This window comes from Affinundibacterium seohonense (assembly GCF_014284305.1).
Lineage (GTDB): Bacteria > Pseudomonadota > Gammaproteobacteria > Burkholderiales > Burkholderiaceae_D > Undibacterium > Undibacterium seohonense.
This window is the reverse complement of sequence record NZ_JACOFW010000015.1, coordinates 92,758-112,166: the sequence shown is the minus strand read 5'-3', so window position 1 is coordinate 112,166 and position 19,409 is coordinate 92,758. Positions and strand designations below refer to the sequence as shown.

The following is a 19,409-nucleotide window of genomic DNA, read 5'->3' as shown; positions in this document are numbered from 1 at the left end:
GCGATCGAGTCTCTCAACAGTGTCATCCGTTCGGCGACTAAGCGAAGAAAACTATTTCCAAGTGATGACTCAGCTATGAAAGTGGTGTATCTCGCCATCTCTCAGGCCGCAAAGAAATGGACGATGCTGATTCACAATTGGCGTATGGCCTTAAATCGTTTTATGATTGAGTTCGGTGATCGTATTCAAAAACACGATCACTAACTTGTTCCGTGGCATTTACACAGAAATTCTTACAGGCTCCGTCGAGGCGGGTATGCAATATTATGTTGTGTTTTCTTTTGTTTGGTAATCGGCCTAAGGAAAGTTAAGGAAGGGGCCAACCCACGCAGCCAATCGTTGTTGAATGCAATACCTTGCGTGTGCTTTGCAAAGCGCGGACATTACTACTTTGCACTAACAGTGTCTGGAACTGTCTTGTTTGATTTTTATGGTTGTGTTAACTTCGGCTCTTCTATTTCCAAATAAGTTGGCGACCTATGCGTATTAAGTACACGTATGATGATCTGAGGCTAATTCATCCTCTCTGGTACACCGTGATTGCTGCTCAAGCACTCGGCGCTATCGCCGACCTTCTTCTCCAGCAAGAAGGGCGGGTTGCACCCGCCCTTCTAAGCTATCGATATTTTTGATAGCGAGTTTTACCATTTATCGCGGAGTCAAATTAATGACCACAAGAGTTTTGCCACAAGCAGAAAAATTTGCGTCGTGTCCAAGCGATGGGAAGATACTTGATTTCTATAAAGGACAATTTGATGACGTGTTTGTTCTACTTCATCCCTTTGTTAGACCAATGGATATCAGTATTGATCGATTTTGCCCCGAACATTGGCCAACGAAATTGGAAATTCTCGAACACTGTGAGCCAGTCGTTTGGCAAAGGATTCTTGAGATGACCGAACTCACTTGTTTGGAACAAATCGACGTCGGTCTAAGGACTAGCATTCATGGTCTAAACGGCGAAAAGGCAAATGAACTCTTCGCGTCAAGCCTGATTGAGTTAAGCGAAACAACAAACATCATTCATCCGACAGAAGGTCAACTTCCACCTCTTTTGGAAAATCGCATTTTCAATACAATCAAGCTCTTGGGTTATGAGTGGTTGTGGGTGGGGGATGATCTTGGGACCGAGAGAAAACTTCATTGGATTGATGACTTAATGAGTAGTGATGAAGTCCCCTCTCACGGTTGCATTTTTACGCCCGACCATAGACTATTAATCACAACCCACTGGGACAGCCATTGTTCTTTCTTATGCTCGTCGAAAGATCTGATCGAAAAAATCCTAGACGTTGATAATTTTGAGGGATTCTACTGCACCGAGAATACAGAGGTCTATTGGGGACTTTATGAAAGATAATCAAGTAGGACTAAAAATAATGCAAAGCTTTTTCCTATGCCTCCTATTATCCTTGTCCCTAACGAGCCAAGTTGCGATGGCCTGTAAGCTGCGGGCTGAGGCTTATGTTTTAAAAGCTTTTCTTGCAGAGCGAACACCTGAGCAAATTGTGTTTCTTGGAAAAGTGGTGGCAGTTGAACCGATCCCAACTTCAACTGAAGGCGTCGCGAGTCAAATAATTCACTTCAAGGTGAGTCGGTGGTGGCGTGGCGAAAAACGCGATCAGATTATCGCCATCGGTGTACAAGGCTCAGCAAAAGGAAGTAGCTGCGAAGGTGTGTTTGATTTTGAGGCACGCATTGGACAAGAATTTCTGATCGTTGGATACGAGATTAGCGGAGAAATTAGGCCATCAAAACGACTGAGCATCGAAGTTCAAGAGTGGAAACTACCAGAAGATGTGCGGATTTTGTTAGGCGAATCGAAATGATTCATGCAGCTTGGTTGATTCTAAATAAGCAGGCAATTGAGCTCTAAGTACCAGTTAACAGCCCTAACATTTTTCGTCGATAGAAACGCATTACCTGAATCACCATCGATCCTTTCTCATCTAGCTGAGCATTCGCTCAAATTCCGCAAGCTACCTATCATGCCTGCAGTTGTATGTCCGCATACGGGACACAGCATTGGTCTGTTTGACGTTTAAAAGCCTCGCACTGCAATCGACCTCCACACAATTTTCTATTACGGCGCTATTTTCACGCGTAATATTCCCCCTTTGCCTAATCAGCTGGGGCGCTAGGCTGGCCCGAATCACTAGCGTTGAAACGAGATACTAAGACTGCAAACCACCGGAGACAGAATGAAACAAGAGAATACTAGCTTTGCTGAGATTACCAAACGCGAAACGGGTTTGCAGCGACATTTGAGTCGTCGTCAGATGACCATGATCGCCTTGGGTGGCGCGATTGGCACGGGTTTGTTTTTGGGCAGCGGGTTTGCGATTAGTTTTGCGGGGCCTAGTGTGTTGATTAGTTATGCCATCGGTGCGGTGATTGCTTTACTGCTGATCGCCAGCTTGGCAGAGATGACGGTGGCACATCCTGGCAGCGGCTCGTTTGGTGCCTTGGCGGAACACTATGTGCATCCGCTCGCAGGTTTTTTGATTCGCTATGCGTATTGGGCTGCGAATGTGCTGGTGATCGGCACTGAGGTGACGGCAATTGCCTTATACATGCAGTTTTGGTTTCCCGATTCGCCGGGGTGGTTGTGGATAGGTGGTTTTTCGGCCTGTCTGGTGGTTGCCAATGCCATGAGTGTGAAGGTGTTTGGCACCATTGAGTATTGGTTTTCTAGTGTCAAAGTGATCGCGATTATGGCCTTCATTTTGCTCGGTTCGTATCTCTTGATTAGCGCTCCGGCGGCACGTGATATTGGCTTTCATCATTATGTCAGTCATGGTGGTTTTTTTCCCAAAGGCGGATGGGGAATGTGGCTGGCGGTGATCGTGGCTTTGTTTAGTTATTTGAGTATAGAATTAATCGCGGTAGCGGCTGGCGAAGCCGAAAATCCCGAGCAGGCAATTACTGGTGCCTTTCGTTCTGCCCTACTGCGCTTGGTAATTTTTTATATGCTGACTTTGGCTTTGGTGCTAGCGATTGTGCCGTGGACGCGGGCGGGTCAAGATAAAAGTCCATTCGTTTCGACGATGGAGGCCTTGCAAATACCGGGCGCGGCCGGGGTCATTAATTTTGTGATTCTGGTTGCTGCTCTGTCGGCGATGAATAGTCAGCTCTATGCGGCGACTCGCATGTTGTTTAGCCTGGCGCGAGGCGGTTTTGCACCGGCCGGATTAGGCAAGTTAAATCGCCAAGGCTCACCGATGCGAGCGCTTATTTTGTCTTGCGCTGGCATTGCTATCGCTACCTTATTGAGTGTGATTTATCCGAGCAATGCGTTTATGTTGATGATGGCGATCTCGATGTTTGGGGGGATGTTTACTTGGTTCATGATCTTTGTCACGCATTATTTCTTCCGCCGTTCTTGGGATCGTGCGGGTAGGGATAGACTAGCATTTCGGATGTGGGGTTTCCCTTGGTTGACCTTGATAGGCGCAGGTTTGATGTTGGCGTTGATGATAACCACGGCGTTCACGCAGGAGTTTGCGATGACCTTGGCAACGGGGATTCCGTTTTTGATTGTGTTATGCATCTTCTATTTTGTCAGACATCGACGATGACCTTGGTATAAGATCAGAATTGATGGAATCACGGATTAGATTGATGACTATGCGACGTTTACTACAACAAATTTCTTTTGCGATATTGCTGTTATGTTCTGTAACGACAGCGGCAATCGCGGCCGTCGCAGCCGTCGATGCTGGTCAAACTTCGACCACCACGGTCACCGTGTATCTTCAAGAAACCTTAGATACCAAAGGCAATTTGCAGCCAATCTCAAAAGGTCTATTGAAGTTTCTTCAATTTTTAGAACGTGAAACGGGTTTGCATTTGCAACCTGTTTCCGTACCTTGGAATCGCGCAAAATTAATGACTTTAGACGGTAAAGGAATTATTTGGGGCTTTTCCAAATCGCCAGAACGCCTGTTGTCGTATCGCTATTCAGAGGCTGTTTTAAGCTCAAGAATCTGGGCAATTGCTTACGGTGAGCCGCGTATGCGTTTGCGTTCTATTAAAGATTTGCAAGGCAAAGTCGTCAGTGTCGAGCGCGGGGTCAGCCATGGCATGGAATTCGAATTAGCCAAAAATAAGGTGTTCAAAATCGACGAAGATTCGGCGCAAGCCTCTGCCAGGTTTAGAAAACTCATCGCCAAACGTTCGGATGTGTTGTTGTGGGGATTGGCGCAATTTGATCGCCCTGATCTGTTCTTAGCCTATCTGCACAAGACGTATATCCCAGAATTACGCGATCCAGAATTGCTGGGTAAGACGTTTTACGTTTCAGATATCCCATTGTTTTATGACTCAATACATTTTGCTAGCGCCAAAATGCGATTTGAAAATGAAATGCAGAAGATCGATGCGGCGATCAAGCGTGGAATTAAAACGGGTGAGTTGACGCGATTGATGGCGACCTTGGATTAAGACTAGCGCCTGGTCTGGCGCTAGTCTTTTGTTGAGTATGACTTAGATAAAACTCATCTCACTTGCTGAAATGCCGACCAGTTGTAGAGCTGCTGTCATGTCCGTTGGCGTCACGGCTTTGGCAATCGCGACCCCTCGGCCGTAGGCATCCACGTTATAGGTAATACCCCAGTCGATGGCCAGCGTTTTGCCAACCAAATACTTATTGTCTAGCAAGTCCGCGACGTAGCCGTAGGTCGCATTGCCCTTGAAGGTGTGAGCGGAGTTGAGAATATCCTGCGCCAGGGAACCACGGGTTGACTGGCCGGCAGCTAATTTTCCCATCCAATAGTCTAAACCACCAGTGTCCGCACCTTCACTACGGCCAAGCACATTTTTGTAGAACGTATGGATAAAATCAGCGTTGCTCATGTTGGCAGTAAAACCCGTCAGTGATGCATATTGGGGTGAGGCGCCAATGTTATAGAAGGATTCTGAAATCGCACTCATGCTAGTCCCGGATTTGACTTGATCTATCCAATACGAAAGGCCGTCTGCATCTGGGATACGGTTGAAGAAGGCAACGTAGATTTCGATGAGTGTTTTGACTTCAGCAGCCGAAATCGTGGCGGCCTTTTCTTTCATTGTGAGGTTGATGTTGACGTCGCTAAAATGCAGATATTCAACACCATTAACAGTATCAGTTCCTTCAAGCTTAGTTTTATCGTTAATCACGAAACCGTTACTGGTCTTGCTGATCGCATAATTGGAGAATTTATTCGCGTAGGATGCTTGATCAAAGCCATCGCCGCCCTTGAGTTGATCGTCGCCTGCACCGCCCTCTAAAGTATCATTGCCTTCGCCGCCATCCAAGATATCTTGATTTGCAAAACCGCGAAGCAGATCATCGCCAGCTAAACCAGATAAATTGTCGTTCAACCAGCCTCCTGAGATTTGCTCGGATTGCAAATTTCCAGTGGTAGTAAGACCGATATTGCCACCGAGCGGATTCACGTGTTCTGCAAAGTGATTTGCGGTGAGTTTACTGGCATCGATATTTTCTAATATCAATAATGTGATTGGACTAAAAGCGGTGCCAGAGCCATCAGAATCAAATTGAACCAAGGTGTTTTTGCTACTTTGTGTCAACAGAAGCTTGCCACTATCAAATGGATTGCTATCAGTTTTGTCGAATAAGTGAGCGATCGAAATCTGATCACCATTGTTGTTCAAGTCAAAATCAAGGACGTTAAACTTACTGTTCCAAGTCGATGAACTCAATGTGTATTGATCCTGCCCACTACCACCAGTTGCGAAAATTGGTATTGTCATAGGATAAAATGACAAATAGGAAAACGAGTCGTCGCCCGCACCTCCGAATAGACGTAGTCCAGGATCCATGTAGTTGTTGTAATACGCGTCTACTGTGATGACAAATTCATCATTTCCATTTTCGCCTTTAAAGATGCTATTTCTGAGGGTGAGTAAAAAAGTATCATTGCCGTCGCCGCCGTTACCGATGTTACTATTGTCTCCAGACGCGATAATCGTATCATCGCCAGCACCACCAATGAAGGTATTGAAACCGAAGCTATCGATCAAACGATCATCACCATCTCCGCCATCAATTGTGTCATTACCTTCGCCACCAGAAATCGTATCATTACCGCCGTTCCCAGCGAGATTGTCATTGAGATAGCCACCAGAAAACTCCTCTCCTGTCTCACTGCCTTGAATCTTGAGGCCAGTATTGCTGCCATCAAGCGAGTAACCACCTACAAAATTGGTGGCGCTGAGATCGGAAACTGTGACATCTTTCAAGGTAATTACGTCTTGAAATTGTTTCGCACCCAATGGGCCATCTGTGTCGGACTGCAAGATCGCATCACCGCCGCGTTGAATTAGGCGAAGTACACCAGCAGCACCAAAAGGATTGTTACCCCCCAAAGTGTAAGACAGTAAGTGTTGAACATCAATTTGATCTCCACCAATGCCCGGCATAAAGTCAGTGACCACATATTGGCTCAATTCCGTGACTCTATTGGGCGAAAATAGATCAACGCCCTTGCCACCCGTCACATTCATTTTCACGCTTGACGACATTGTTAGGAAATTGAAAGTATCTTTACCATCACCACCGTTTGCAGTGACAACGGTGCTTATTTTGGCATCAGCGTATGGGCCATACATATTGAAAACGTCGTCGCCATTTCCGCCCAGTAAGGTATCGTTTCCTCTAACTGATGTCAGGATGTCGTCACCATCGCCACCATCAAGGCTATCGTTACCTGAGCGATCATACAGGTTATCGTTACCCGCTCCCCCCAATAAAGTATCGTCACCACTTCTGCCGCCGTTGAGGATATCGTTGCCAGCACCACCTTGCAATTTGTCATTGAGGAAATCACCAGTCAAGGTATCGGCCGCGCTGGTACCGATCAGATCAAGACCATCTTGTGAGCCATTAGGATTGATACCGTTCAAGAAGTTCGCTTTGGTCAATGAGCTGACGGTGACATTGCTCAAAGTTACTAAGGGCAGAAAACCATAGGCGCTTTTGGCAGCGCCGTCTTGATCAAATTCAATAACGGTGTCCTCACCCTTTTGCACTAATTGAAAATATCCCGAGCTTCCAAATGGATTTCCATCACCAAAATCCGATGGCAGGATTTCAAATAATCCAATGAGGTCTCCACCGCTGCCCGTTTTGAAATCAAGAATGACGAGGGTATTAGAGAAATCCCCGCCGACAAGCTTATAGGTATCGATGCCGGCACCACCTATGGCTTCAACTCTTAAAGGCTCCCTGGCTGTTCGGATAGTAATTTCGTCGTTGCCATCGCCAGCATTAATCTTGCTCGTGGTTGTTTGGCTTTGATCGTATTTATAACTAATATCAATTTTGTCGTCACCGCTACCACCAATGAGGGTGTCGTTACCAGCGGTGCTATAAAGCGTGTCATCGCCCTCACCACCATCGAGCAAACTACCAGTACCATTGCCGCGAAGAATATCGTTTCCAAAACCGCCATTTAGCGTGTTTTGACCGCTAGCGTCGTTGAGCGTGTCATCGCCACCCCCACCGTTTAAGGTGTCGTTGCCATCGCCCCCCTCGATGACGTCGATACCATCACCACCATCAAGGCTATCATTGCCGCTATCACCAAATACGGAATCATTTCCTTTGCCACCTACAATGGTGTCGTTACCTGTTTCGCCGTGTAGATCGTCCCCCGTATTGAATTGGGTTTCATCGCCTCCTTCGATCAGGTCATTGCCAGAGCCTCCATAAATGCTATCGGAGCCATCGCCACCGTATAATTTGTCATTCAGACCCAGCCCAATGATTTTGTCGTTGGCGGTAGTACCATTTATCGTAATTCCCTCTTCACTACCATCCGGATTCCACCCACCTACAAAATTGAGGCCGCTCAGCATCGCCAGGTTTGTGTTTTCTAAACGCAGTATGACGGTCATGCTTTCTGCTGTGCGCTCAGCGCCATCAGGATCAACAGAAATAATGACATCATTATTGACTTGCTCTGCACGTAAGAACCCTGAGCTTCCGAATGGGTTTCCAGTTCGGTCATACCCGTACAGATTGAAACTTGAATTCAAGTCAATTTGATCTCCTTCACTTGGAGAGAAATCAGTAATGACCGTGTCTACCATTTTTTGATAATTGAACTTAAATAGATCGCTGCCAGTTCCACCACTGATACGAATTTTTTGATTCGGCGGTGATTGAACAATGATTCTGTCGTTGTCGTCATCGCCATAGACGGTAGCATTTGATCCTACATAAATCGTATCATCACCGGCGCCACCACTAAAAACATTAGTGCCACCGTGGTCACGCAAAGTATCATTACCAGCGCCACCTTGTAGGGTATCATCATCATCGTTTCCATCTAGTTCGTCGTCGCCAGCGCCGCCTTGTAACAGGTCATGTCCAAAGCCACCATTGAGCCGATCATTGTCATCACTTGAGTTATCGGCACCGCCAATTAGGGTATCGTTGCCGCTACCGCCATCCAAGGTGTCGGGTCCACCCAAACCACGCAGCGTGTCATTCATGATATTGCCGGTAATGCTATCGCCGCTTTCTGTGCCTGTCAGGGTAAGTCCTGTTAAACCGCCTTTGGGGTCGATGCCACCGACAAAATTGTCGGCAACCAATTCAGAGAGAAGAACATTTTTTAAGCGAGCCACGGTGCTTTCTTGACCTACAACAATGCGTTTTAAAAGCGTATCCTGTCCGTCTTGCCGCAAGCGCAAATAACCATTATCGGCAAAAGGATTGATCGTCTTGTCAAAATAAGAATTGATGAAAAAACTAAGATCAATCTGGTCACCGTCAGTTCCTGCAGTAAAATCATTGATGCTGAAATTTGTATCGGTGATGATATAGCTTACAGTTAGCCCGTATGTATCTCTTCCGCTGCCACCGGTTGCAGTAACAAAATCGCCGCTTCCAATGTAAATGGCAAATTGATCGTTTCCGGCGCCACCGTCTAAGTTACTCGTAGAAGTTGATCCATTATTGTTTTGAAGACGTATTTTATCGTCACCATCCCCACCCTTTATTTCTACACTTCCAGTAGCATTAAGGATGTCATTACCGGATCCACCATCTAGCAGATTGCGACGTGACTCTCCAAAATTATGCGCCTGCAAAGTGTCATTGCCCGCACCCCCTATTAGTGTGTTATTTCCATTGTTGTCTGTGAGATGATCATCCCCATCGCCGCCATCGAGATAATCATCTCCTTCATCGCCACCTAAACGATCTTTGTCTGCATCACCATACAACTTATCGTTACCGATGCCGCCAGCTAAAAAGTCATTGCCGTTGTTTCCATGCAGCGTGTCATTGCCGTTGCCGCCTTCGATGTTGTCCCCAGACCACTGGTCAGTCTCGTCCCCACCGTTCAGAATATCGTCACCAGTGAGACCGATGATCTTATCAGCGCCACCGCCGCCATTGATCGTATCGTCTTTGCTGCTTCCATAAATCGTTTCATTGCTGCTGTTGCCTTCGTATTGGATCGCTGTTTGGCTAAAATCTGTCTGAAAATAATAGGAGTGGAAGATCCTCGAAGTTAATGGCGTACCACTTAAGCTTTTGACAAAACCAGCGGGAATCTCGATTTGATAGAATTTGTTAAAGTCAAAATCAGCAGACGGATTGAGTGTCAGTACATTTCCCGAAATCGAAAATAACGGACTATTGATGTTTTCTCGCAATATGATTTGGTAGTTTGATGAATTCCGAATGGTGATTTCGCCTGAGCCGATGACGATAGGCTCACTAAAGCTAATCACGATATTGGTGCTAGCCAGCGCTGTCATTTGGACGTTTGGCGTCACGCTGACGATAGTCAATTCTTTATCTTGCTCGGACGTTGCTAAAAAATCCATCATATTGATCCAGTAGGTGTGAGTATTGTCTTGATGGAAATCATTGCATAAAATGCATTCAGCGTCTACCAATTTTTTGCTGGTTTTCAGAGACCTCGCCCGTCTCATTGTAAAAACGCAGAAAAGTTGAATGCGCTGCACCCGTGTCTGGTATTAGCGCAAATAGATTGCCGCAATCGTCTGCGTTAGAGAAATTCATTTGGGGGTTGTCGCAGGGGCCTGGCTCTTCTTGTTTCGATTGTTCGGATGTTGCAGGTGCCTGAAATGTCCACTCTGCATTGTGAGGATATCGTCTTTTGTCATTGCTGATGCCTACCAAAAAGAAAAATGTTGGCTTGCAATGGGTTGTGCTAACGACGCCCAATCAAATCCCATTTATTGCCATACAAATCTAAAAACACCACCACCGTGCCATACTCTTGTTCGCGCGGTTGCTCAGTGAATGTCACTGCATGTGATTGTAGGTGATGATAGGTTTCCCAAAAATCGTCGGTCTCCAAAAACAAAAACACCCGGCCGCCAGTCTGATCGCCGACATGACGCAATTGCTCCGGTGTGCTTGCTTTGGCCAGTAATAATTTGGCGCCGGTTGATCCCGAGGGCGCCACGACCAACCAACGTTTGTCGGCATTGAGCTGGCGATCTTCGATGAGGTCAAAGCGCAATACTTGCGTGAAGTAGGTGAGTGCTTCGTCGTAGTCACGCACGAGGTAAGCGATGTTGGATCCGTCGGAAATGATCGTTTGAACAAAGTGCGACGTCGATACGACAAGTATCTCAATTGTACGTGCCCAATTGTATTAATTCATACGTTCAATCCAACTTGAAGCCGTCGACGTGTTTTTACATCTTTGTTTGCCCCCTCTTATCGATAGGTTCTGACGAGCATGACCGTTGTGTCGGGCGTCTGAGCGTGACTTGCAAAACAGTCAGATGACCCTCACACTATGAAACTAAGTATATATAGGAAGGAAACTAAGATGGCTATCTGGAAAGCGGATCTGAGTAATGAGCTTGGGCAAATCGAAAACGCCATGATTCGTGTGTCAGAAAACACCGTCAAACCCATGCTCACAGAATCGATCGCGATGGCCAGTGAACATCTCGATCAAGTGGTAGAAAAAGCCAGCGCCAGCCTAAACCAAGTGGTCGAGCACGCAGGCAAACAACTCAACGAGAGCATTGAACGTCTGTCTTCGGAAGTTCACGATCTCCGCTCCATCACCAAAGATGACATCAAGGAACTGATCGAATTTGCGACCTTGCAAATGGGACAGATGCTAGACCAGCGTATTTCTGCTTTAAAGGACGAAACCTCAAGTCTGATTAACGATAAAACGCAAATGCTCAGGTCAGAGCTAGAGGATGCTGCGATCCGTAGTCGTAAAACTATGTACACGAATGCGGCAATTTCTATTGGCGCGGCTATATGTATGGCTGTGGTGGGTTTCTTTTACAAGCAAGTGTCGCTCGATCAGATTGATTTACTCTCAGTATTCCGTATTGCGCTGTTATCGCTCTCAGTAGGTTCTGGCATTGCGAGCGTTTTAAAGATCATCCAGCATTGGCGCAGCATGAGCGAAGCGAAGAAAAATACGACGACGGTCGTTATTAGTTATCTAGGTGTATTGCGACCCAACGGTGCCTTTGGTTTGTTTGTCTTAAGCGTGGTGTTACTGCTGGGCTGGGGTGGTCTACTACATGTACCGAAGTTTTTACATTTGGGGTAAAACGATTATCTTAAAAAGATAATCGTGTAGAGCCGTTAGCAAATACTGGCGGCTCCATGTTTACCACTAGTTACCATTGTCGAAACACAATACAAACCTGACTCGCGTCTAATAACGCAAATTCCTTCGCTCCCCACGGTCTATCTTGTACGCTCGATAAATTGGGATGCAATAGGTCAGGCGCGCGGGCAGCAATTTCTGCGTAGATCTCGTCGATATTATCAATCTCGATTGCCAGCTCGGGGCGATCGAGCACAGCAAGCTCAGCGTTTTCCATCAAATAGACTTTCACCTGATCTCGCCCCAACACCGAAATACTGCTGTCTTGATGTAGGAGTTCAAAACCAAGACCACGGGTGAATAAGTCTAGGCCGACTTGAATATCAGCGTAAAAAACTTTGGGGATGAGGCTTAGTAGCATGGTGTGCGTTCCTTTACGTGGGGAAGACATTATTGATAGTGCAAACTCGGTTTTGCTTCACGCACGATTAAATTTTCGATTTAAATAGGATCAATTTGCGCTTCCGCAGGCATATTGACTTCGGCTGCGTGATTTTTTCTAAAGATCAGGAAGCACACAGCACCTAGCGGTAGCGAAATGGAAAGGATCCATGGGCCATGAGGTACAGCAGAAGCCGATGCACTAAACATTTGTATTGCCAGTAAAGCAAAGCCGAATTCTCCAGTACTCCAATTCACCGCGAGGTTTCCAAAACCGAACAAAATGAACAGTATCCATGGCCATTTTCGTCCCCGCAATTTCATTTTGATACAAATGATCAGCGCCACGATTGTGACAATAGCGAAAGCGACCGCCAGCGCCAAAATGAGGTACTGCAATAGCGATTTCCCGACCAGGCTGAAACTGTTCTGTTCCTCGATCTGCGCCGATTGCGGTGTGATACGGATTCCCAAAATGCTGGGTTGATCATGACTTTTATTTAGCGTCACTTCGAGAATAAACCATTGTTTTGGGTAGGTATATTCATAAGTTAAATTGCTCATGACCTGACTAGACGAGTGATTTTGTCGTGTCGAGAGTAGGATGACCTTGCTTGGCTCTTCAGGCGGCAGCAAGGCTGACATCTTTTCCAAGCCACCACGCAAGTTTGGCTGTTGAATACTTGCATCCATCCGTTTTTCAAGTTCTTCAAATTGCTTATGGCGAAGTTGATCCAAAGACTTTTCTACAAATGCCTGATCCTCGGCGGAGGCTAATTTTCTGACGATGTCGTCTTGATTACAGCTTATCAGCATAGCCAAAGGCAACAGGAGGACTAGGCAAAACAGTACTTTTTTCATGGTATTTAACTGACTTTCGAAATTATGAACGAGCTTCTTATCTTCGTTATATCTGTGTGACTGGTTTTGAGCGCTCTTCTCGAAACCCCGACGGCGACAAACCCGTCACCCGCAAAAACTCTTTATTAAAATTCGACTTACTACTAAAACCGGATTCTTGCATGACGTCGATTATCGACATTTCCGGGGCGTCGATTAATAAGCGTTGAGCCTCGTGTATGCGTTGGTCGTTGAGATAGACCGAAAAGCTCTTACCGTAAATATGGTTGATCGCATTGGATAGTTGTCTTGCCGGTACTTGAAGCTTTTTGGCTGCTTGCGGCAGCGTGATGCCGAATTCCAGTTTGTGTAATTGTTCACGTTTGACGAGATCTTCCCAACGTTGGAACAATTGTTGTGCTATATCGGGGGCGATGCTTGGCGTAGCCATCGGTAAATTTTGCGCGCCAAACTGATACATCCACTCCAACCAGTCACTGCGCTTGAGTGCGGCCAACATGATGCTGGCGTTGATCAGGAAAAAAGCCATACTGGCAATGAGTAAGGAGATCGTGTCGCGTAAAGCCACGCCGGACTGCATTTCTAGATTCACGGCAATTTCTAATACGATGTTGATCAATGCCAGCAACATTAAGATCAGTAACCATCGATAGGCTGATTTAGTATGGCTTCCGAGGTGAGCTAGTGCTTGCTCACCAGTGCGAATTTGGAATGCGATAAGAGCTGTGTAGATGATAAAGCTGGCAAGAATCGCAAAATCAATCAAGGCTCTGAGTGGTTTGATTTGGCTCAACAGCACGAAACTCGCAATCCCGAGGATGAAATGCCAACTGTCTTTGTAATGTAGTTGTGCCTGCGGCCGACGTACACATAAAAAATAAACATAAAGACAAGGTCCGAGCAGCATCGCGACCAACGGACGAGTAAAGACAAAACCACTAACATGACCATTTAATATGGCAACTAGTGCAATACTTTGATGGGCATACAAACCATAATTGAAGCCTAGTAGACGTTTGGGAATCGGATACATGGCGCTCATGGCCAATAAATGTGCCGCCAATAACAGGCATAAAACGGCGTTGGCAATTTGTAGGTGGCTGATGATCGATGACATGTTTGACATCATAAGCGATGTCACTAAGGTATTTCAAAAAATGCAGGAATACCGTTGTACCGATTCAGCTTGGCGCCATTTTTTGGTCGATATGGACCCAAAACCGGTTTTTTGCCGTCCTAGATCGCGTTTTCGGTCGAATTAGGGGCTCGAATTGTGAATACTGGGACTCTTTCCAGCCAACAAGGATTTCCTTTATGTTTTCATTGCCCGCCGTTTCCGTTTCTTTTGGACGTCACCTGCTTGCCACTTGTTTGTTGATGTCCTTACCTTTCACGCCAGCTCAAGCCGATAGCGTGTTGATTAAGCAAGTGCGCATTATCAGTGGCGATCAAGCCCAGATTTCCGCCGCGATGGATGTCTTGATTCGTGATGGCAAGATTGTTGCCATTTCTCCAAAATTGAATCCAAAGGCAAGCAAGCACAGCCAGCAGATTGATGGCCGTGGTCAATTTTTGATCCCAGGCTTAATCGATAGCCACGTGCATTTGGATGGTGTGCCGGGTTATGCCGGAGATAATCCTAAAGACGCGAGCATGTTGCAAGAAGCACGGCGACAGATGCCGCGCAGTTATGCCTATTTTGGCTTTACTACCGTATTAGATTTGACAGGTGACGCCAGTTTTATTGCTAAATGGAATGCGCAACCCGCTGGACCACAGGCGCATTTTTGTACCCCCGTGACGATCCCGAATGGCTATCCGGCTTCCTGGATGGATAAAGATTTGCAGTTCCAAGTCCCGGCAACCAAGTATATGTTGTTCGATCCTGCGCAACCGAATGTCTATCCAGCTAATTTCAAAGTCGAAGCGCATACGCCACAAGCGGTGGTGAATGCCGCACGTCAAGATGGCGCGAATTGCATCAAGGTATTTTACGAAACTGGTTTTGGTCCGAAAAAAAATCTTCCGGTACCGTCCATTGAATTGATACAGGAAGTCGTTAAACAAGCAAAGGACTTGGGTATGCCGGTGTATTTGCACGGCAATTCTCAGGCATCTTACGAGTTTGCTTTAAAAGCGGGCATCACGACCTTGGTCCACGGTATGTGGCACGATGCCAAAAATGTCGAACAATTTGTCAATCAGACGCGTCTAGAACAGATCGCACAAGAGATTAGCAAGGCGGGGATTTCGGTGCAACCGACCATGCAAGTGCTGTATGGCGAACATGAAGAAATGAATCCAGAATTTTTTAAAAATCCTGTAGTAGCCCATGCCATCCCATCCTCGTTGATGGTCTGGTATCAAACCGAAGCGGGTCAGTGGATGAAAACGATCTTGGCAGAAGATTTTGACCCCGCCACAAAAACACCCGCAGAGCTATATCTGGCAGTGAAGTCCATGTACCAAAAGCCGCTCTCCACTGTGCGCAAAATGACTGCGGCATTGCATCAAAGTGGCGCGCACTTATTATTTGGGAGCGATACCCCGAGTGGTCCGTTCTATACCCAATTCCCTGGCATCAATGGACGTTGGGAAATGGACCGATGGCTGGAAGCGGGCATGAGTTTGCCGGAATTGTTTAGTGCGCTGACAATCAAGAATGCACGTGCCATGGGTTTGGAAAAGAATATCGGCAGCGTGGAAGTCGGTAAACAAGCGGATTTATTATTACTATCGGCCAATCCTTTGGTGGACGTACGTGCTTACGATGCGATTGAGAACGTTATTTTGCGTGGTCGGGTGCATCAGCGTGCGACTTTGTCCGCACAAGCTCGCTAGCATACTCTGTGTAAGTAATGACTTGATCACGCCCTCGGCGCTTGGCATCATAAAGCGCTAAGTCCGCATGCGCGATGAGGGTGGGAATGTCTTCCGCATCACCATTGCTGTCTGCGATGCCGATGCTAATGGTGCCGCCGAGCGCGTGATGTTGCCAAGGTACGATCAGTTCTGCGTAGAGGCGGCGCAGTCGTTCAGCTAAAACATAGGCCTGTCCTTCAGTGGTCGCCGGTAGCAAGATACAAAACTCTTCCCCGCCATAGCGGGCCAGATAGTCATTGCCTCGCACGATCGATTGCATTAGGCCTGCCAGTCGGCGCAGGACCTCGTCGCCGGCTTGATGTCCATATTGATCATTGATGCGCTTGAAGTGATCGACGTCGATCATCATGATAGCGAGGCTTTCGCCGGTCCGTTTACTGTGCGTTAGTTGACGATTGGCCAAGGTTTCTAGATTTCGGCGGTTGAGTAATCCTGTTAAGGCATCGGTGGTTGCGAGTTCATTGAGTTGATGCGATAGGGTGTAATTGACCAGTAAGATGAAGGCAAATGACATCGACATTTGCAACAAGGTCGTGAACAGCAAGACTAGCGGATTGATGCCGCTCGTGGTGAACATACTGACGTCTTGTGCCGGAGAGTTGAGGACCGTGATAATGCGTGCAATCGCGATGAGGGAAAATAAGCCCATCGATCCTGCGGCTAACCAGTAGGCAGTACGTAAGGGTTGTTCGATGCGAATGAAAAGCGCACGAGCACAGATCGCGTAAATGCCGCCTACGATCATAAAATTCACACTGATACGAATTTGGGCGTTGAAATAAATAATGCCGAAAATGTAATTATTGAAGAGGATCGCGCCCGCCACCAAGGCCGGAATCCAACGCCGCACCCGTTCTCCTTTAAACGCTAAGACACCGGTGTAGACCAGTCCTACACTTAGACCGAGAAAGATTGCCCCGATGATTGCGTAAATTGGGGAGGCTGGGTATTGGACTTGACTACCGAGCGCCATGCTTAGACCCATACACAGATCAGCAAGTGCCCATTGACGTACTCCCTTCACATTTGGTGCCTGCATGCTAACTAAAATCAGCATCCCTGCTAATAGCAGATTTAAGGCTGCGCAAACCAGCAATACCGTGCGTGGATCAACTGCGAACATAAGCATGCAAAATGGCAGTGATAGACAAAGTGGGAGACAATTTTTTTCTAAGTGTAGCAAGAGGTAATCGCTGCATTCTAGCAAGCAAGGCAGCAAATAGCGATGAAGTTTATTGTATCTCGCCAACTTAATTCATCTCGTCGCAAGGTTTGGCCGATGTTGCACCGATATCTTGGCGTCGATGTGAATTGTCCGCGTCCGTACACTGACCGCTGTCCGCGCACGCAATATTTATGGCAAGAAAAAAATAATGCGAGTTAAATCAATGGTTTAGATTCGAATGAAACTGGCCCAATTTCTGCATAGTCGTCTTTATCATTCAATCAGAAAGGCCACGGTCATGAAAAAACCACTTCAATTACTTACGCGCCTGCGTCGATTGGCGGAACCTTGCTTTACGATCCTATTTGGTCTTATTTGTTTGATGTTGATTGTGTATTATTGGCCCAGTGACACAGAAGAACATACCAAGCGCGAAGTGGTAGGCAAAGTTTTGATCGTATTGGATGGTGAAAAAATTATCTTGTTAAAAAGGTCTACGGCCTCGAACGTGAGCGTTATAACGCATCGCTTTTTGTTCTGAATTCGCTGGTTGCCGTGTTAGTGGCGTGTCCAAATACGACATGCCAAGGTTTAGGGTTTGCCCTAATACCAGTGATCCGGTAAGGTACAAGGGCATTGTTTTGTTCCTTCCTTCACCAGATATCGGCGGATCGTATGTCTCCTCAGCACAAAAGAATTTCCCTCGTACTCCTCGCCAGCTTTGGCTTTTCTAACCTATCAGCTCACGCTGGGACCAAAACGCCCATGGCCAATGGCATCGGTGGTGCCGTGGCAACGATTAACGAAACCGCATCGCAATCTGCGCTCAAGATTTTGAATCAAGGTGGCAATGCGATTGATGCTGCCGTGGCAGCAGCCGCCACACTAGGCGTCACGGACCCGTTTAGTTGCGGTATCGGTGGCGGTGGCTTTATGTTGATTTATTTGGCTAAAGAAAAACGCTTCGTGGTCTTGGATCATCGCGAGACGGCCCCCGCCAGCGTGCGTCCTGATATGTTTACAGAAAATGGCAAAGCGATTGAGTGGGAAGATGCGGTCAGTAGCGGCAGATCCGTTGGCGTGCCGGGCACAGTACGCGCCTGGGATGACGCCTTGAAGCGCTATGGCAGCATGCAATTCAAACAGGTCTTGGCACCCGCAATTCAAACTGCCGAACAAGGCTTTAAGATCACCCCGATTTTTCATCACCTAAATAGCGGTGCGGCGAAGAAGTTTGGTTTGTATAGCTCCAGCAGTGCTTTGTATTTGCACGAAGGTAAGCCGCTACCGGTTGGATATGCATTCAAAAATCCTGATTTAGCCAAGACTTACAAAATCTTGGCACAGCGTGGAGCCAATGCTTTCTATCGCGGCAACATTGCGGATGCCCTTTTAAATACGGTGAATAATCCACCCGTGCATGGGAATGCCAAAGTCCGCCCTGGCAATATGACGCAAGCGGATTTACTCAATTACGAAGTTCGCACGCGCCTGCCACTGCATAGTACTTATCGTGGTTATGATCTCTATGCCTTGGGTGTGCCGAGCAGTGGCGGTGTGACGGTGGCCTTGGCATTGAATCTGTTGGAAAATTTCGATACCCAAAAAATGTCACGGCAACAGCTTGAGCATTTGTATCTGGAAGCTTCGCGTCTGGCCTTCGCTGATCGCAATGCGTATATCGGTGATCCTGAATTTGTCGATGTACCGTTGGCGGGTTTGCTGAGTAAAGACTACAGCAAACAAAGAGCTCAACAAATTCGTCTCGATCAAGCCGCGAGCCGCACGCATGCTGCCTTGCCCGGTGATCCTTACCAATTTCAACAAGATCCGAGTATTCCTTTGCGCCCGCGCGCATTCGCTGGTTCGGCTTCAGCCGTCGTGAAAGAAGAAAGTAATCACACCACCCATTTAACCGTCAGCGATAAAGAAGGCAATATTGTTGCCTACACGTATACGATAGAAGACTGGGGTGGGAATGGCATGGTAGTTCCAGGATATGGCTTCCTGTTGAATAATGAATTGAGCGATTTTGATTTCACCGCGCCGCATCCCAATATTCCTGAAGCCGGAAAACGTCCGCGTAGCAGCATCGCGCCAGTGATTGCGTTTAAAGATGGTAAGCCAGTCTTTACGGTTGGTAGTCCTGGTGGTTCGACCATCATCACGACGGTCTTACAAACCATCGTGAATCATATCGATTTGAAGATGGATATGTTGCGAGCGTTAGCGTCACCGCGTATGTCTGAGCGGAACTTAACGACGACCCAAGTCGAGCCCAATTTCATCGGTGGCGCACAGGCGAGCGGATTGGCACGTTTCGGTCATCAGTGGAATATCGATAAAAGCGATGCTGAGATCGGCGCGGCGAATGCGATTACCTTTAATCCCGATGGCACTGTCACGGCAATCAGTGAGCCTACTCGACATGGTGTGGGTAGCGCATTAGTGCAAAAGAAAGCGCACTAAGCTTGAGGTAAACAGGG

At 47.0% G+C, this 19,409-nt stretch carries 16 protein-coding genes; 10 read left to right on the top strand and 6 right to left on the bottom strand.

Going from position 1 to position 19,409, the window contains the following annotated elements:
• The 6 genes from H8K52_RS13630 to H8K52_RS13605 form a co-directional block, all read left to right on the top strand.
• A partial coding sequence (locus H8K52_RS13630) for a transposase (protein WP_186923452.1) occupies positions 1–204 on the top strand: 204 nt, incomplete at its 5' end.
• 275 nt (positions 205–479) lie between these two features.
• Entirely contained in the window at positions 480–632 is a 153-nt protein-coding gene (locus H8K52_RS13625; protein ID WP_186923451.1) for a hypothetical protein, read from the top strand.
• Between the two features lie 35 nt (positions 633–667).
• Complete coding sequence (locus H8K52_RS13620) at positions 668–1,360, top strand: DUF2711 family protein (protein ID WP_186923450.1); 693 nt, start codon at positions 668–670, stop codon at positions 1,358–1,360.
• A 19-nt stretch (positions 1,361–1,379) separates the two neighbouring features.
• Positions 1,380–1,829, top strand: coding sequence for a hypothetical protein (locus tag H8K52_RS13615; RefSeq protein WP_186923449.1), 450 nt, complete (start codon positions 1,380–1,382; stop codon positions 1,827–1,829).
• Between the two features lie 372 nt (positions 1,830–2,201).
• Positions 2,202–3,578, top strand: a complete 1,377-nt coding sequence (locus tag H8K52_RS13610) for an amino acid permease (protein ID WP_186923448.1) — start codon at positions 2,202–2,204, stop codon at positions 3,576–3,578.
• A gap of 43 nt (positions 3,579–3,621) precedes the next feature.
• On the top strand, positions 3,622–4,443 hold the full coding sequence (locus H8K52_RS13605; protein WP_186923447.1) for a substrate-binding periplasmic protein: 822 nt from the start codon (positions 3,622–3,624) through the stop codon (positions 4,441–4,443).
• 42 nt (positions 4,444–4,485) lie between these two features.
• Here H8K52_RS13605 and H8K52_RS21305 read toward each other — a convergent pair whose 3' ends face one another.
• Positions 4,486–9,843 (bottom strand): type I secretion C-terminal target domain-containing protein, encoded by a 5,358-nt coding sequence (locus tag H8K52_RS21305; RefSeq protein WP_246464530.1) that lies wholly within the window; start codon positions 9,841–9,843, stop codon positions 4,486–4,488.
• A 350-nt stretch (positions 9,844–10,193) separates the two neighbouring features.
• On the bottom strand, positions 10,194–10,550 hold the full coding sequence (locus H8K52_RS13555) for a VOC family protein (protein WP_343044200.1): 357 nt from the start codon (positions 10,548–10,550) through the stop codon (positions 10,194–10,196).
• A gap of 273 nt (positions 10,551–10,823) precedes the next feature.
• Between H8K52_RS13555 and H8K52_RS13550 the strand changes: the two genes are divergently transcribed.
• A complete protein-coding gene (locus tag H8K52_RS13550; protein ID WP_186923446.1) occupies positions 10,824–11,573 on the top strand; it encodes a hypothetical protein in 750 nt (249 codons plus the stop codon).
• Positions 11,574–11,643: 70 nt separating this feature from the next.
• On the opposite strand, the gene H8K52_RS13545 is transcribed toward H8K52_RS13550, so the two are convergent.
• The 3 genes from H8K52_RS13545 to H8K52_RS13535 form a co-directional block, all read right to left on the bottom strand.
• On the bottom strand, positions 11,644–11,994 hold the full coding sequence (locus H8K52_RS13545; RefSeq protein ID WP_186923445.1) for a VOC family protein: 351 nt from the start codon (positions 11,992–11,994) through the stop codon (positions 11,644–11,646).
• 80 nt (positions 11,995–12,074) lie between these two features.
• The gene (locus H8K52_RS13540) at positions 12,075–12,875 is read right to left on the bottom strand and encodes a hypothetical protein (RefSeq protein WP_186923444.1); all 801 of its coding nucleotides are present in this window, start codon (positions 12,873–12,875) and stop codon (positions 12,075–12,077) included.
• A gap of 46 nt (positions 12,876–12,921) precedes the next feature.
• Positions 12,922–13,992, bottom strand: coding sequence for an AraC family transcriptional regulator (locus tag H8K52_RS13535; protein ID WP_186923443.1), 1,071 nt, complete (start codon positions 13,990–13,992; stop codon positions 12,922–12,924).
• A gap of 197 nt (positions 13,993–14,189) precedes the next feature.
• On the opposite strand from H8K52_RS13535, the gene H8K52_RS13530 reads away from it, so the two are divergent.
• Positions 14,190–15,716, top strand: coding sequence for an amidohydrolase family protein (locus tag H8K52_RS13530; RefSeq protein ID WP_186923442.1), 1,527 nt, complete (start codon positions 14,190–14,192; stop codon positions 15,714–15,716).
• On the opposite strand, the gene H8K52_RS13525 is transcribed toward H8K52_RS13530, so the two are convergent.
• Positions 15,661–16,887 carry a GGDEF domain-containing protein gene (locus H8K52_RS13525; RefSeq protein WP_186923441.1) on the bottom strand — a complete coding sequence of 409 codons (1,227 nt, stop codon included), beginning with the start codon at positions 16,885–16,887 and terminating at the stop codon, positions 15,661–15,663. The two genes, H8K52_RS13530 and H8K52_RS13525, sit on opposite strands and share 56 nt — an antisense overlap.
• 334 nt (positions 16,888–17,221) lie before the next feature.
• On the opposite strand from H8K52_RS13525, the gene H8K52_RS13520 reads away from it, so the two are divergent.
• Positions 17,222–17,464, top strand: coding sequence for a hypothetical protein (locus H8K52_RS13520; protein ID WP_186923440.1), 243 nt, complete (start codon positions 17,222–17,224; stop codon positions 17,462–17,464).
• A 134-nt stretch (positions 17,465–17,598) separates the two neighbouring features.
• Complete coding sequence (gene ggt, locus H8K52_RS13515; RefSeq protein ID WP_186923439.1) at positions 17,599–19,392, top strand: gamma-glutamyltransferase; 1,794 nt, start codon at positions 17,599–17,601, stop codon at positions 19,390–19,392.
• Positions 19,393–19,409: the final 17 nt, after the last annotated feature.